Origin of the sequence: Oryzobacter faecalis (genome assembly GCF_046764005.1) — a bacterium.
In the GTDB taxonomy this organism is placed as follows: domain Bacteria; phylum Actinomycetota; class Actinomycetes; order Actinomycetales; family Dermatophilaceae; genus Oryzobacter; species Oryzobacter faecalis.
On the sequence record NZ_JBKOFW010000006.1, the window covers coordinates 62,272 to 75,860 of the forward strand.

At 73.4% G+C, this 13,589-nt stretch carries 15 protein-coding genes; 4 read left to right on the forward strand and 11 right to left on the reverse strand.

The features are described from left to right. Nucleotides 1-24: 24 nt before the first annotated feature. Nucleotides 25-1,101: an L-erythro-3,5-diaminohexanoate dehydrogenase gene (kdd, locus tag ACK8HX_RS12585; RefSeq protein WP_411941053.1), complete on the reverse strand. Its 1,077-nt coding sequence runs from the start codon at nucleotides 1,099-1,101 to the stop codon at nucleotides 25-27. Between the two features lie 87 nt (nucleotides 1,102-1,188). On the opposite strand from kdd, the gene ACK8HX_RS12590 reads away from it, so the two are divergent. Beyond that, on the forward strand, nucleotides 1,189-2,637 hold the full coding sequence (locus ACK8HX_RS12590; protein ID WP_411941054.1) for a KamA family radical SAM protein: 1,449 nt from the start codon (nucleotides 1,189-1,191) through the stop codon (nucleotides 2,635-2,637). A gap of 22 nt (nucleotides 2,638-2,659) precedes the next feature. Further along, nucleotides 2,660-2,968 (forward strand): VOC family protein, encoded by a 309-nt coding sequence (locus ACK8HX_RS12595; RefSeq protein WP_411941055.1) that lies wholly within the window; start codon nucleotides 2,660-2,662, stop codon nucleotides 2,966-2,968. Here the strand turns inward: ACK8HX_RS12595 and ACK8HX_RS12600 are convergent. Further along, the gene (locus tag ACK8HX_RS12600) at nucleotides 2,899-3,357 is read right to left on the reverse strand and encodes a hypothetical protein (protein ID WP_411941260.1); all 459 of its coding nucleotides are present in this window, start codon (nucleotides 3,355-3,357) and stop codon (nucleotides 2,899-2,901) included. The genes ACK8HX_RS12595 and ACK8HX_RS12600 overlap by 70 nt on opposite strands. 395 nt (nucleotides 3,358-3,752) lie before the next feature. Here ACK8HX_RS12600 and ybaK point away from each other — a divergent pair, with 395 nt between their 5' ends. Next, nucleotides 3,753-4,238: a Cys-tRNA(Pro) deacylase gene (ybaK, locus tag ACK8HX_RS12605; RefSeq protein ID WP_411941056.1), complete on the forward strand. Its 486-nt coding sequence runs from the start codon at nucleotides 3,753-3,755 to the stop codon at nucleotides 4,236-4,238. An 8-nt stretch (nucleotides 4,239-4,246) separates the two neighbouring features. Here ybaK and ACK8HX_RS12610 read toward each other — a convergent pair whose 3' ends face one another. Then, nucleotides 4,247-4,813, reverse strand: coding sequence for a DinB family protein (locus ACK8HX_RS12610; protein ID WP_411941057.1), 567 nt, complete (start codon nucleotides 4,811-4,813; stop codon nucleotides 4,247-4,249). Next, nucleotides 4,810-5,232, reverse strand: a complete 423-nt coding sequence (locus ACK8HX_RS12615) for an Lrp/AsnC family transcriptional regulator (RefSeq protein WP_411941058.1) — start codon at nucleotides 5,230-5,232, stop codon at nucleotides 4,810-4,812. The genes ACK8HX_RS12610 and ACK8HX_RS12615 overlap by 4 nt, the downstream gene beginning before the upstream one ends. Before the next feature lie 108 nt (nucleotides 5,233-5,340). Here ACK8HX_RS12615 and ACK8HX_RS12620 point away from each other — a divergent pair, with 108 nt between their 5' ends. Further along, nucleotides 5,341-6,270, forward strand: coding sequence for a 5'-3' exonuclease (locus ACK8HX_RS12620; RefSeq protein ID WP_411941059.1), 930 nt, complete (start codon nucleotides 5,341-5,343; stop codon nucleotides 6,268-6,270). Between the two features lie 29 nt (nucleotides 6,271-6,299). On the opposite strand, the gene ACK8HX_RS12625 is transcribed toward ACK8HX_RS12620, so the two are convergent. The 7 genes from ACK8HX_RS12625 to ACK8HX_RS12655 are packed head-to-tail and all read right to left on the reverse strand — an operon-like array spanning nucleotide 6,300 to nucleotide 13,573. Then, on the reverse strand, nucleotides 6,300-9,143 hold the full coding sequence (locus ACK8HX_RS12625) for a DEAD/DEAH box helicase (protein WP_411941060.1): 2,844 nt from the start codon (nucleotides 9,141-9,143) through the stop codon (nucleotides 6,300-6,302). A gap of 21 nt (nucleotides 9,144-9,164) precedes the next feature. Further along, nucleotides 9,165-10,055: a diacylglycerol kinase gene (locus ACK8HX_RS12630; RefSeq protein WP_411941061.1), complete on the reverse strand. Its 891-nt coding sequence runs from the start codon at nucleotides 10,053-10,055 to the stop codon at nucleotides 9,165-9,167. A gap of 27 nt (nucleotides 10,056-10,082) precedes the next feature. Further along, nucleotides 10,083-10,895 carry a twin-arginine translocase subunit TatC gene (tatC, locus tag ACK8HX_RS12635; protein WP_411941062.1) on the reverse strand — a complete coding sequence of 271 codons (813 nt, stop codon included), beginning with the start codon at nucleotides 10,893-10,895 and terminating at the stop codon, nucleotides 10,083-10,085. A gap of 26 nt (nucleotides 10,896-10,921) precedes the next feature. Continuing rightward, a complete protein-coding gene (gene tatA / locus ACK8HX_RS12640) occupies nucleotides 10,922-11,218 on the reverse strand; it encodes a Sec-independent protein translocase subunit TatA (protein WP_411941063.1) in 297 nt (98 codons plus the stop codon). Nucleotides 11,219-11,257: 39 nt separating this feature from the next. After that, entirely contained in the window at nucleotides 11,258-11,572 is a 315-nt protein-coding gene (locus ACK8HX_RS12645) for a hypothetical protein (RefSeq protein WP_411941064.1), read from the reverse strand. 4 nt (nucleotides 11,573-11,576) lie between these two features. Continuing rightward, nucleotides 11,577-12,563, reverse strand: coding sequence for a helix-turn-helix transcriptional regulator (locus ACK8HX_RS12650; protein WP_411941065.1), 987 nt, complete (start codon nucleotides 12,561-12,563; stop codon nucleotides 11,577-11,579). After that, on the reverse strand, nucleotides 12,563-13,573 hold the full coding sequence (locus ACK8HX_RS12655) for a helix-turn-helix transcriptional regulator (protein WP_411941066.1): 1,011 nt from the start codon (nucleotides 13,571-13,573) through the stop codon (nucleotides 12,563-12,565). Before ACK8HX_RS12655 ends, ACK8HX_RS12650 begins: the two co-directional genes overlap by 1 nt. Nucleotides 13,574-13,589 lie beyond the last annotated feature (16 nt).

Sequence of the window (13,589 nt, forward strand, 5' to 3'; positions counted from 1 at the left end):
GCTCCGGGACCGGCGTGTCGCCCTCTACGCCTGCGTCCCCTGCTGGGCGTGGTCGGCGAGGCGCCGCTCGAACAGCCCGCGGACCGCGGGGGTCGAGCGCAGGAGGTCGAGGGCCAGGTCGGCGTGACCGGGGACGTACCCGTTGCCGACGAGCATCGTCACGTCGGCCGCCAGCCCCTCGGCACCGAGGGCGGCGGCCGAGAAGCTCGTCGCCATCGAGAAGTACACGACCGTGCCGCCCTGCGCCGTGGCGAGGATCGCCGGCTGCTCGCAGCCCGGGACGTCGACGCAGACGACGGTGACGTCGGCCGGTCCGCCGGCCGCGGCCACCGCCTCGGAGAGTCCGAGGGGTGAGCGGGCGTCGGCGATGACGACGTCGTCGGCGAGGCCGGTGGGGCGCAGGAGCGCGGCCTCTGCCTCGAACGGCACGACACCGAGGGTGCGGCGGGCACCGGCCGCGCGGGCAGCGGCCATGGACAGCGACCCGGACTTGCCGGCGGCACCGAGCACGGCCACGGTCGGTGACTCCCCCCGGGCCACGCGCTCCCCGACGACCCGAGCCACGAGGGCCGGGGCACCGCACACGTCCATGACCATGAGGGCGAGCTCGGGGTCGAGGTCGTCGGGCAGGCGGGCCGCGATCGAGCGGCCGAACAGCACCGCGGTGCCGGCGGCGGGGACCCGCTCGGAGCGGCCGTCCCAGCGGACCAGGCCGTCCGTGAGGGTGAGCGGCGTCAGCGACAGCGACACGAGGGTGGCGACGCGGTCGCCCACGGCGAGCCCGAGGGGCGACTGCGGGCCGACCTCGGCCACGGTGCCGATGAGCATGCCGCCGGACCCGGTGACGGGGTTCTGCATCTTGCCTCGCTCGGCGACGATCGCGAGGACCTCGCTGCGCACCGCTCCCCCGTCGCCGCCGTGCTTCTCGCTCAGCTGCCGGAACGACGCCGCGTCGAGGTTCAGGGTCTCGACGTCGATGCGCACCTCGTCGGGCCAGAGCTCGGGGCCGGCGTCGAGGACACGGGCCGCCTGCGGCAGCGACGCCCCGGCGGGGTCGAGGACGCGGTGGAGACCGACCGGCGACGAGGGGGTCGAGCGCACAAGAACTCCTCTGGATCCGACACGCCGCCGAAGCATCTCCGGTGAGGGCGTGGCACGAACGTGTATTTGCCGCGTATCCTCCCACGCATGACGACGATCATCGACCAGCCGTACGCCTACCGGCGGCGTGAGCTGATTGAGCCCGACTGGACCCGCCTGCCGGGGTGGCGTGACGTCACCGCCGAGGAGTGGGCCGACGCCCAGTGGCAGCGCGCACACTGCGTCAAGAACGTCGGCCAGCTGCGCGCCCTCATGGGCGACCTGCTCGAGGAGCGGTTCTACGCCGACCTCGAGCGCGACCAGGCCGAGCGGGCCACGATGTCGATGCTCGTCCCGCCGCAGATGCTCAACACCATGGTCCCGGCCGTCGACGGCCCGATGCCGGCCGCGGGCGCCGCGTTCACCGACGCGTACTACGCAGACCCGGTGCGCGCCTACATGCTCCCGGTCTTCTCCGACCGTCGCACCGACTGGCCGAGCCACCCGTTCGCGACCCGCGACTCCCTCCACGAGCACGACATGTGGGCCGTCGAGGGGCTCACGCACCGGTACCCGACCAAGGTCCTCGCCGAGATGCTGCCGACGTGCCCGCAGTACTGCGGGCACTGCACCCGCATGGACCTCGTCGGCAACTCCACGCCCCAGGTCGCCAAGCTCAAGCTCGCGGGCAAGCCGGTCGACCGGTACGCCGCGATGCTCGACTACCTGCACCGGACCCCGGGTGTTCGCGACGTCGTCGTGTCAGGGGGCGACGTCGCGAACATGCCGTGGAAGAACCTCGAGGCATTCCTCGACCGGTTGCTCGAGGTCGACACCATCCGCGACATCCGCCTCGCCACGAAGGCGCTCATGGGGCTGCCGCAGCACTGGCTCCAGCCCGACGTGGTCGAGGGGGTGGCGCGGGTCTCGGCCCGCGCGCGGTCCCGCGGTGTCTCCCTCGCCATCCACACGCACGTCAACGCGGCGCAGTCGGTGACACCGCTCGTCGCGAAGGCCGCGACGACGATGCTCGAGGCGGGCGTCCGCGACGTCCGCAACCAGGGCGTCCTCATGCGCGGGGTCAACAACACCCCCGAGGCGCTCCTCGACCTCTGCTTCGCCCTCCAGGACGAGGCCATGATCACGCCGTACTACTTCTACATGTGCGACATGATCCCGTTCTCCGAGCACTGGCGGCTCTCGCTGCGCGAGGCCCAGGAGCTCCAGCACGCGATCATGGGCTACCTGCCCGGGTTCGCCACGCCGCGCATCGTCTGCGACGTCCCGTTCGTCGGGAAGCGGTGGGTGCACCAGGTCGAGCAGTACGACACCGTGCGAGGGATGTCGTTCTGGCGCAAGCACTACCGCACCTCCATCGAGGCCGGTGACGAGGCCGCGCTGTCGCGCGAGTACGTCTACCACGACCCGATCTACACCCTGCCGCCCGAGGGGCAGCAGTGGTGGCGCGACCAGCACGACGAGGCCGAGGTGCACGAGGCGGCGCTCGTCGGGGCGGGTGCCAGCCGCGCCGCGTCCGCGGCGGACGTCGCCCTCTGACCGTGGCCGGACCGGGGCCGTCGTGTGGCCCGACGGTCCGCAGCAGCAGGTGCACCTGGACCTCCACGTCGACTCCACCGAGGAGCCGGGAGCACGCGCGCTCGAGCGCGGCGGCCGCCTGCTCCAGCCGGCTCGGCGGCCCGCCGACGACCCGGAGGGTCACGAGTGGTTCGCGGTGTCCGCGCGCCCGGCCGGCCATCCCGTCTGCTTCGCTCGCACTGACGAGCGCCCCGAGCCCAGGCGGCCAAGGTGGCGCTTCCTTCAGGTGAGGGAGCGGCACAGCTCACGCTCGAGACGGCTCGTCAGCAACGGCCGCTTCGCGGGTCGCTGACTGACACGACGGCCGCGGACGACCCTGCCCGCCCCGGGCCGGACGGCGGCTGAGGCGGGAGCACGAAGCGCATGGCCCGGCAGGCGCTCGACGCCGGGAGTCGATCCCCACCCGAGGAGGGGCGGCGGCACGGACGAGTACCGCAGCCCGACTCCGGTGGTCACGACGAGCTCGCGGGCGTCGGCTTCGGTCCCCGGGCTGGCGAGCGGGTCACGGACCGCGACCGACCACCCCGGTGCCTCCTGGACCAGGTTGCACCGCGCACAGGCGCCGTTGCCGTTGACGTAGCTCGTCGGACCGTCGTCGCGGGCGCGCTGCGCGTGGTCGGCGTGGACGATGGCCCGCCGTCGCCCGGACGAGGGCGACCGCGTGGTGTTCGGAGCACGCACCGGACGACAGGGCCGCCATGGTGTGCGGCACCTCGTCGATGAGGGCGCGCGCGAGTCCGACGAAACGGTCTCCGAGGCTCGGCGAGCAGCGCCGCGCCAGCGCGACCTCGGAGCCGACCGAGCGCGAGGCGTCGCGAGGGTCGCATGCCTCACGGGAGCGCCGGAGGGCATGCGTGAGGCGCGCGTGGGCCGCCGCGACGGCGCCCTTCGTGCGCTCGAGCTCGGCGACGAGGTCCACCCGCTCGCGGTCGGTCAGTCCACGACGATCGAGCAGCGCGATGTCCTCACGGAACGACCTCACACCATCGCGGTTCACCCCAACAACCCCCTTTCCCCACTGCCACAACCGTATCGGCCACCACCGACGGCCCCTCCCCGACCGGTAGCCTCGGACCGTGGCTCGCCGTGAACCGTCGGGGACCCCGGCGACCGCCGCCCTCGCCACCGCCGGGGTCGCCTTCACCCAGCACACCTACGACCACGACCCGTCTGCGAGGTCGTACGGGCTCGAGGCCGCCGAGGTGCTCGGCCTGCCTCCGGAACAGGTGTTCAAGACCCTCCTCGTCGACACGGGCACCGGCCTCGCCGTCGCCGTCGTCCCGGTCGCGGGTTCCCTCGACCTCAAGGCGATGGCCGGCGCCCTCGGCGTCAAGAAGGTCACGATGGCCGATCCCGCTGCGGCAGAGCGGTCCTCGGGCTACGTGGTCGGCGGCATCTCGCCGATCGGCCAGAAGCGCGCGCTCCCCACCGTCGTCGACGAGACGGCCGACCTCTTCGACGTGGTCTACGTCTCCGGGGGACGCCGCGGCCTCGACCTCGGCCTCTCCCCCGCCGACCTCGTGGCGGTCACCGGGGCGAGCGTCGCCGACATCGCCCGCTGACGCGGCCCTCAGCGGAACGTGTCGGCCGCGGCCTGGATGCGCGCGACGTAGGCGTCCCACCACTGCGCGTCCCCCATGTCGTCGTGGTCGCGGCCGCCGCGCCCGTCGACGACCTCGCGGAGGATGTCGGCGTGGCCGGCGTGCTGTGCGGTCTCGGCGACGACCCGGACGGCGAGGTGGCCGAAGGTCGTGTTCCGCCGGTCCTCGGGCCACCACGGCACCGTCGCCGGCGTGTCGAGCGGGACCTCGGCCAGCGACGCGTCCGCGTGCGCCCACGCTCCGCGGTACCACCCGACGACGTACTCGCGGCTCTCGGTGGGAAGGGCCCACATGTCGCCGCCCTCCCACACCGAACCCTCCTCGTCCCACGGCACCGTGGGGGCCTCGCGGCCGACACAGGTGACGAGGTAGCCGAGCTCGATGCCCACGAGGTGCTTGACGAGCCCGAGGACGTTCGTGCCGCTCGCCACCAGCGGTCTGCGGGCGTCGTGCTCGGAGAGTCCGTCGAGCGCGCGCAGCACGCCGTCGCGCCCCTGCTGGAGGTACTGCCGGAGGTCGGCCGCGAGCGACGTCATTCCCAGGGGGTGGAGAGGACGACCGTCGTGCGCGTCGAGACGTGCGCGGCTCCACGGACCTGGGCGATGAGCTCCTCGAGCTCGGACGGGCTCGCGACGCGGACCTTGAGGATGTAGTTCTCGTCGCCGGCGACCGAGTGGCACTCCTCGATGGCGCCGATGTCGCGCAGCCGGTCGGGGATGTCGTCGGGCGCGGCCGGGTCGAGCGGGGTGATGGAGATGAAGGCGGTGATCTGCTGGCCGAGGGCCTGGTGGTCGAGGCGGGCGGTGTACCCCTTGACGATGCCGCGCTGCTCGAGGCGGCGGACCCGCTGGTGGACGGCGCTCGTCGACATGCCGAGTGCCTTGCCGAGGTCGGTGTAGCTGATCCTGCCGTCCTTGGCGAGGAGGTCGACGATCCGGCGGTCCAGGTCTTCCACGGGTTCAGGGTAGTGGTCCCGGTCGCACCCGTCCCGAGCGGCTCGCCCGTCGGGCCGGGCGCGCCGGGCGGGGCGGGCGGGCCGACGGCGGCGGCTACCCTCGGGCCCATGCCGTCCGACCGCCTGCTCCTCCTCGACAGCGCCTCGCTCTACTTCCGGGCCTTCTTCGGTGTCCCCGACCAGAGGACGTCGGAGGACGAGCCGCCGACGAACGCGCTGCGCGGCTTCCTCGACATGGTCGCCACGCTCGTCACGGCCCACCGGCCGACGCACCTCGTCGCCTGCTGGGACGACGACTGGCGGCCGCAGTGGCGGGTCGACCTCGTCCCGACGTACAAGACCCACCGCCTCGTCGAGGGGTCGGACGTCGTCGAGGAGAGCCCCGACGGCCTCACCCCCCAGGTGCCCCTCATCCGCGACGCCCTGGCGGCGGTCGGCATCGCCCGCCTCGGCGCGCCCGGGTTCGAGGCGGACGACGTCATCGGCACCCTCACGGCCCGGCACAGGGGGCGGATGGCCGTCGACGTCGTCACCGGCGACCGCGACCTCCTCCAGCTCGTGGACGACGACAACCACGTCCGCGTCCTGTTCACCGGGCGCGGTGGGGTGCGCGAGCCCGACGTGGCGACCCAGGCGCTCCTCCGCGAGAAGTACGGCGTCGACACCGGCGAGGCATACCTCGAGATGTCGGTGCTGCGCGGTGACACCAGTGACGGGTTGCCGGGCGTCAAGGGCATCGGCGACAAGACGGCGGCGCAGCTCATCGCGCAGTACGGCTCGCTGGCAGCGCTGCGCGAGGCCGTCGACGGCGGCGACCCCGCCCTCAAGGGTGCCCGCCGGGCCAACCTCGAGGCCGCGGCCGCCTACCTCGACGTCGCGCCGACCGTGGTCCGGGTGGCGTCCGACGCCCCCGTGGCCGACGTCGACATCGCCCTCCCGCGCAGCGTGGCCGACCCGGCCGCCCTCGACCGGCTCGCGGCGGACTACGGCGTCGAGAACCCGGTCGGTCGCCTCCTCACGGCGCTGGACCTGCGCTGACGCCGGCCCCTGACGGGGCGCGCGTCGTGTCAGTCGAGGCGGTCGGCCGCGACCACACCGCGCAGGACGGCGTCGACGGCCGTGCGGGCCGTGCGCCGCAGCTCCTCGTCGGTCGCCGCCTTGGCCACCTGGTCGAGCAGGTCGACGAGCTGCTTGCAGCGGCGGACGAAGTCGCCGGCCGCGATGTCCTGGCCGCGCAGCACCGCGTCGAGCCGGTCACCGGAGGCCCACCGGTGGACCATCCACGCCATCCCGCCGTCGGGCATCGACGTCGTCGGGAGGTCGTGGGCGAGCTCGAGGTCCTCGATCTCGGACCACAGGCGCTCCATCGCCGTCACGGCCTCGGCGACGTCCTCGTTCGGCATCCGCGGCGCGGGGTCGGCGTCCTCGTGGCGGGGCTCGTGGACGAGGGCGGAGACCGCCGCCGCCAGACCCGGCGCGTCGAGCCGCTTCCAGACGTCGTGGCGCAGGCACTCGGCGGCGAGGAGGTCCTTCTCGGTGTAGAGCCGTCGCAGCCGCTCCCCCCGCTCCGTGACGACGGTGCCGCCGTCCTCGAGGTAGCCGCGTGACTCGAGGGCGTCGCAGATCCGGTCGAACGTCCGGGCGACCGTGTTCGTCCGGCCCTCGACCTTGCGCTGGAGACCGACCGTCTCGCGCTTGAGCCGCCACCAGCGCTCGGCCCAGCGGGCGTGGGTCTCGCGGTCGGGGCACTGGTGGCAGGGGTGCGCTTTCAGCTCGGCGCGCAGCCGCTGCACCCGCTCCGACTCCCCGGCCGCTGCGGCCGCGGCCGCGGCGTCGCGCGCCGACCGGCTCCGCGGTGAGTCCTCGAACCCGTGCGGCACGGCGATCCGCAGCGAGGTCGCGAGGTCGCGCCGGCTCTTCGGCGACTTCGGGTTGAAGTGCGCGGGCACCTTGACCTGTGCCACGGCCTCGACCGGTTCCGGCACGTCCACGAGCGTGAGGCGGCGGAACTGCTTGTCCTCGGTGACGACGCCGGGTCCGGTCGGCGCCCCCTTGGCGGACCGGGCCGGCTGCACGACGACGGCCCACCCGGCCCGGCGCCCCGCGGGGATGCGGATGACGTCGCCGATCCGCAGGTTCTCCATCGACACCGCGGCCTCGGCCCGGCGGGACGCCGACCGCGACTTCGCCCCCTCCTTCTCGGCGTCGGCGAGCCGGCGCCGCAGGTCGGCGTACGCGCGGAAGTCCCCGAGGTGGCAGTGCATGGCCTCGGCGTACCCCTCGAGGCCCTCCTCGTTGCGCCGTACCGCCGTCGCGATGCCGACCACTGCCCGGTCGGCCTGGAACTGGGCGAACGAGGTCTCGAGGATCTCGCGGGCCACCTCGCGCCCCACCTGCGCGACGAGGTTGACCGCCATGTTGTAGGTCGGCCGGAAGCTCGACCGCAGCGGGTAGGTGCGCGTGGACGCGAGCCCGCCGACCGCCATCGGGTCCACGCCACGCGCCCACTGCACGACCGCGTGCCCCTCGATGTCGATGCCGCGGCGCCCCGCGCGGCCGGTCAGCTGGGTGTACTCGGCGGGCGTGATGTCGACGTGTGCCTCGCCGTTGAACTTCACGAGCTTCTCGAGCACGACCGTGCGTGCGGGCATGTTGATGCCCAATGCCAGTGTCTCCGTGGCGAACACGGCGCGGATTCGGGCCGCCGTGAACAGCTCCTCGACGATCTCGCGGAACAGCGGCAGCATCCCCGCGTGGTGCGCGGCGAACCCGCGGGAGAGGCCCTCGACGAAGTCCCAGTAGCCCAGGACGCCGAGGTCCTCGTCGGCGAGTGCCTCGACCCGCTCCTCGACGTGCCGCCGGATGCGCAGCCCCTCCTTCTCGGGGATGAGGCGGGTCCCGGCCGCGAGCAGCTGGCCGACCGCCGCGTCGCACCCGACACGGCTGAAGATGAAGGTGATGGCAGGGAGCAGGCCGTCGCGGTCGAGCTCCTCGATGACCTCCGCACGGGTCGCGCCACCGCCGGGACGGCCACCGCGGGCGAAGCCGCGCCCTCCGTCTCCCCCACCGGGCCCGCGCCCCCCGCCGCGTGTCCCGTTGCTGCCACGTCCGCGTCCGCGCTGGGTCCGTGCCGGCGGGCCCCCGCGACCGGAGCCGCGGTGCGCCGCGTCCTCGAAGCGGCCCCGCTGCTCGGCGCCCCTGATGGCGTGGAGCAGGTCGGGGTCGACCCGGTTGCCCGCGAAGAGGTCGAACATCGTCGTCCCGACGAGCATGTGCTGGAAGAGCGGCACCGGGCGGTGCTCGGAGACGACGACGGCGTGGTTGCCGCGGACCTCGGCGAGCCAGTCGCCGAACTCCTCGGCGTTGCTCACGGTGGCCGACAGCGAGACGACCTGGACCGACTCGGGCAGGTGGATGATGACCTCCTCCCACACCGCCCCCCGGAACCGGTCGGCGAGGTAGTGGACCTCGTCCATGACGACGAAGCCGAGGCCGGTGAGCGTCGAGGAGCCGGCGTACATCATGTTCCGGAGCACCTCGGTCGTCATGACGACGACCGGCGCCTCACCGTTGACCGACGAGTCGCCGGTCAGCAGGCCGACGTTCTCGGTGCCGTGGCGTCGCACGAGGTCGTGGTACTTCTGGTTCGACAGCGCCTTGATCGGTGTCGTGTAGAACGCCTTCCGGCCCGTCGCGAGGGCGAGGTGCACGGCGAACTCGCCGACGATCGTCTTGCCGGCACCCGTGGGGGCCGCGACGAGGACGCCCTGGCCCGCCTCGACCGCCTCGCACGCCCTCAGCTGGAACTCGTCGAGGGGGAAGTCCAGCCCTGCGGCGAACCGCCCGACCTCTGAACTCTCCCGTCGCGACCGGTCACGGGCCGCGGCGTACCGCTCGGCGGGGCTGGGCATGCGCTCAGGCTACGTCAGGGGTCAGGCGAGGACGGTGAGCGCGCCCGGCACGGCCTCGACCGTCATCGGCAGCGGCCCGAACCGCTCGCCGTCGGCGTACGCGACGATGCCCGTGGCCTCGAGCCGCACGGACCTCGCGCGCCGGACCTCGACCGACGGGTGCGCCGTGTGGGCGCCGGTGAAGACCGAGGGGAAGACGCGCAGGAACTCCGGTGTCGAGATGCGGTGCAGGACGAGGACGTCGAGGAGGCCGTCGTCGAAGAGGGCGTCCGGTGTCACCTTCATGCCACCGCCGTACGACGGCCCGTTCCCGACCGCGACGAGCATCGCGTCGGTCACGACCTCCTCGTCGTCGAGGACGAGCCGGTACGGGATGGCGCGGAAGAGCGGCAGCTCGCGCAGGATCGCGAGGTTGTAGCGGGCCCGGCCCCTGGGCCAGCGCCACGTGTTGGCCCGCTCGTTGACCACGGCGTCGAAGCCCGCCGCGAGGACGCCGAGGAACCACCGCTCCTCCCCCGCCGCCGTCACCGAGCGGGCGGCGTCGACCCGCCGCGTGTTGCCGGCCAGGAGCCGCTCGACCGCCTTGGCCGCGTCGCGGACCGGCAGCCCGAGGGCGCGGGCCACGTCGTTCCCGGTGCCGGCCGCGATGATGCCGAGCGGGACGTCGGTGCCGGCGCAGAGGTTGGCCCCGAGGTGGACCATCCCGTCGCCCCCGGCGACGACGACGGCGTCCACGGCCCGGTCGGCCACGGCCGCGCGGCCTCGTTCCATGGCCCCGCGCGCGTCGGCGGCGCTGAGGTCGAGCACCTCCACCCCGGCGGCGCGCAGCAGGGTCAGCGCCTCGAGACCGATGCGGGCGCCGGTGTTCTTGCCCGAGGTCGGGTTGACGATGATCCCCAGGCGCTGCGGCATGGGCGTGAGGCTAGTGGAGCAGGCTGCTCAGAGCGGTGATGCCTCGGTGTCGTCGACCTCGAGCCAGTCGGGGCGGGTCGCCGCCTTGCGCTTGTCGAGCACGCGGCAGAACAGCCACGCGCCGAAGTAGAGGAGGGTCAGCGGGGCGGCGAAGACGAACATCGTGAACGGGTCGGCGGTGGGCGTCGCGACGGCGGCGAAGACGAAGATGAGGACGACGGCGACCCGCCACCCGCGCAGCAGCCGGTCGGCCGGCATCGCCCCGATGACGTTGAGCCCCACGAGGACCACCGGGAAGAGGAAGCCGAGGCCGAAGACGAGGATGAACCGGGTGACGAAGGAGAAGTACATCGACACCTGCTGGATGTTCGACGTCCCCTCGGGACTGAAGCCGTAGAGGATGGCGAGCGACTGCGGCAGGATCGCGTAGGCGAGCGCCACCCCGGTGAGGAAGAGTGGCACCGTGGAGGCGAGGAAGGCCAGCGAGATCCGCTTCTCCTTGCGGGTCAGCCCCGGGACGATGAACGCCCACACCTGGTAGAGCCAGACCGGGCTCGAGGCCACGACCCCGACGAAGATCGACAGGCTGATGAGGTTGGACAGGGCGCTCGTCGCCTCGCCGAAGTTCAGGCTGATGTCGTTCTCCGGGTTGGCCCGCCGGTAGTCGTAGAACGGCTCCGACAGGAACGCGAAGACCTCGTCGTAGAAGACCCCCGCGACGATCGAGCACACGAGCACCGCCATCGCGGCGACGAACAGCCGCCGTCGGAACTCGCGGAAGTGCTCGCCCAGCGTCATCCGGCCCTCGGGGTCGCGAGGGCGCCGGCGCAGTCGTGCCATGGAGCGGGGTGTCGTGGAGGGCAGGGTCAGGCGACGGGACCGGACTGGTTGTCGGTCTTCGGGGCGTTCTCCTGGACCGCGTTGCCGTCGGTCGTGGGGACGGTCCGGTCGACGGTGCTCGTCGGCTCGATGGACTCGCCGCGGACCGTCTGGGACGAGGCGTCGGACTTCTTGTCGCTGTCCTTCTTCATCTCGTCGACCTCGGACTTGAACACCCGGGCGGAACGGCCGAGGCTGCGGGCGGCGTCAGGAAGCTTCTTCCAGCCGAAGATCAGGATGATCAGCACCGCGATGATGATGATCTCGGTGGGTCCAGGACGCATGGTGGTTCATCTCCTGACGAGTGGTCTGGGGTCTGTCGGTCAGTCTACGCGTGCCCACGGCGGCAGCCGCTCGGCCCGGCGGGTCCGTCTCACGGCAGCCCGCTCGGCGCGCTGCTCCCGGTACTGCGCCCGCAGCCTGGCCGGGTCCTGGGTCACCGCCGTGGGTGGTGGGTCGACCTCGCGGAGGTCGTCGACCCGTGCCTCGAGCTCGGAGAGCAGCGCTCCGGCCCGCTCGACCTCACGGCCGAGGGCCTTCGCCGAGCTCCAGACCCGCCGCGACAGCACGAAGAGCCACAGGCCGCCTCCGACGAGGAGGACGGCCCAGACCAGCGCCCAGCCCCACCACGGCAGCACGGCGTCAGCCCTCCGTCGCGGGGTAGCCGGCCAGCGCCGCCGCGGCGCCCTCGGCGACCTCGGCGACGACCTCGGGCGGGTCGAGGACGACGGCGCGACCGCCCATCCGCCAGACGAGGCGGCGCAGCCACGCGGTGTCGGCCGTGCGGATCCGGACGACGACCCCTCCCCCGTCGGCGGCCGGGACGTCCTGCGAGGTCTCGACGACGTAGTAGTCGGCGACCCACGTGGCACCGGGCAGCAGGCGCAGGGTCACGACGAGGTCGTCGGCGCCCGGCCGGAACGTGCCGTCGCTGAGGTCGCGCTCGCGTGCCCCGGGGGGCGGGGTGCCGTCGACGTCGAGGACGGTGAGCTCCTCGACGCGGTCCATGCGGAAAAGGCGGGTGTCCTCGGCGCGGTGGCACCAGCCCTCGAGGTACCAGCGGCCCTCGTCGCCGACGACCCGCATCGGGTCGACGTCACGCTCGGTCGCCTCGTCACGAGCGGGCACGAGGTAGCGCAGGTGGACGCGGCGCCGGTCGGTGACCGCCTGGCGGGCCCGGGCGAGGAGCTCGGCGGAGGTGCCGTCGTCGACGTCGGCGCGGACCCGGCTCGCGGGTGCGGCGGCGGCTCCGGCAGCGTCCTCGAGCTTGGCGAGGGCGCGGTCGACGGCGTCGCGCTCGTCGAGCCCGGGGACCTCGCGCAGCGTGCGCAGGCCGACCATGAGGGTGACCGCCTCGTCGACACCGAGGCGCAGGGGGCGGGCGATCGTGTCGGCGTTGCCGACGAAGACCTTGCCGCCCTCCCAGTCGGCCTCGATGAGCTCGTCGGGCATCTGTCCGTAGCCGCACAGGAAGAGCAGCTGGAGGTCGGCCTCGAGCTGCTCGACGCTGACGCCGAGGTCGTCGGCCGCCTGCTGGACGTCGATGCCCTGGCGGTTGACCAGCCACGGCACCATCGTCAGCAGCCGGGCGAGGCGCGCGGTCGCGGTCTCCTGGGTGGCCCCGGCCATCAGCCCTCCCCTCCCGTGTGGGCGGCGAGCGCGCCGCGCAGCCGTCGCACGACGGCCTCGACGAGCTCGGCGGGCTGCTCGGCGACGACGTCGGCCCCGTACCCGGCGAGCTGCTCGGCGAAGTCCTCGAGGTCGCGGTAGTCGAGGTCGACCAGGTCCCACGTGTCGTCGACCTCGCCGACCGTGCGGGCCTGCCGGCGCAGGCTGTGCCCCGTGCCGCGCCGGACCCGGACGACGGCCGGGCTCGGCTGCGTGGGAGGCGCCGTCATCCGCGCCACCATCAGCTCGGGCTCGTGGTCGTCGGGCACCTCGAACGACCCCGGCCGGCCGGCGGTCCGAACCGGCCCGCTGATGCGGGACAGGCGGAACACCCGCGCCGCGCCGCGCTCCTCGTCGAAGGCGTTGAGGTACCACCGGCCGTGCCACGAGATGAGGGACCACGGCTGCACGCGGCGCTCGGTGGCCTCCTCGGCGTCCGGGCGGCGGTACGAGAAGCGCAGCGGCACCCGGCGGACGACGCCGTCCTTGACCGCGTCGAAGGCGGGCTCGGTGGTGCGCAGCCGCGGCTCGATGCCGATGAGGGCGTCGCCGTCGCGCTCGACGCCGGCCGCCTTGAGCTTGCGCAGCGCCTGCGCCGCCGGCCCGGCGAGGGAGGCCTGCGCCCAGACCCGGCTCGCGAGGCCGAGGACGGCGAGCTCGTCGGGCTCGAAGGCGATGTCGGGCAGGGCGTAGTCGCGCTGGTGGATCCGGTAGCCCGGCTCGTCCTCGTGGAGGGGGTCGATGTCCTCGGTGACGAGCGGGATGCCGAGCTCGCGCAGCTCGTCCTTGTCGCGCTCGAACATCCTCTCGAACGCCTCGGTCGACGCCGACTGGCCGTACTGCGGCACGAGCTGGCGGATCTGCGCCTTCCCCAGCGGGCGGCGCGTGTAGAGCAGGACGAGCACGAGGTTGAGGAGCCGCTCGGTCTTGACCTGGGCCGCGCTCGGCGCACCCCCGGACTCGCTGCTCACCCTGGGAACGCTACCC

Coding starts and splice junctions, on each gene's coding strand:
- ACK8HX_RS12610 (WP_411941057.1), bottom strand. CDS start 4,813: ATGACGTCGCTCGCGGCCGACCTCCGGCAGTACCTCCAGCAGGGGCGC.
- ACK8HX_RS12590 (WP_411941054.1), top strand. CDS start 1,189: ATGACGACGATCATCGACCAGCCGTACGCCTACCGGCGGCGTGAGCTG.
- ACK8HX_RS12625 (WP_411941060.1), bottom strand. CDS start 9,143: ATGCCCAGCCCCGCCGAGCGGTACGCCGCGGCCCGTGACCGGTCGCGA.
- tatC (WP_411941062.1), bottom strand. CDS start 10,895: ATGGCACGACTGCGCCGGCGCCCTCGCGACCCCGAGGGCCGGATGACG.
- tatA (WP_411941063.1), bottom strand. CDS start 11,218: ATGCGTCCTGGACCCACCGAGATCATCATCATCGCGGTGCTGATCATC.
- ACK8HX_RS12650 (WP_411941065.1), bottom strand. CDS start 12,563: ATGGCCGGGGCCACCCAGGAGACCGCGACCGCGCGCCTCGCCCGGCTG.
- ACK8HX_RS12630 (WP_411941061.1), bottom strand. CDS start 10,055: ATGCCGCAGCGCCTGGGGATCATCGTCAACCCGACCTCGGGCAAGAAC.
- ACK8HX_RS12620 (WP_411941059.1), top strand. CDS start 5,341: ATGCCGTCCGACCGCCTGCTCCTCCTCGACAGCGCCTCGCTCTACTTC.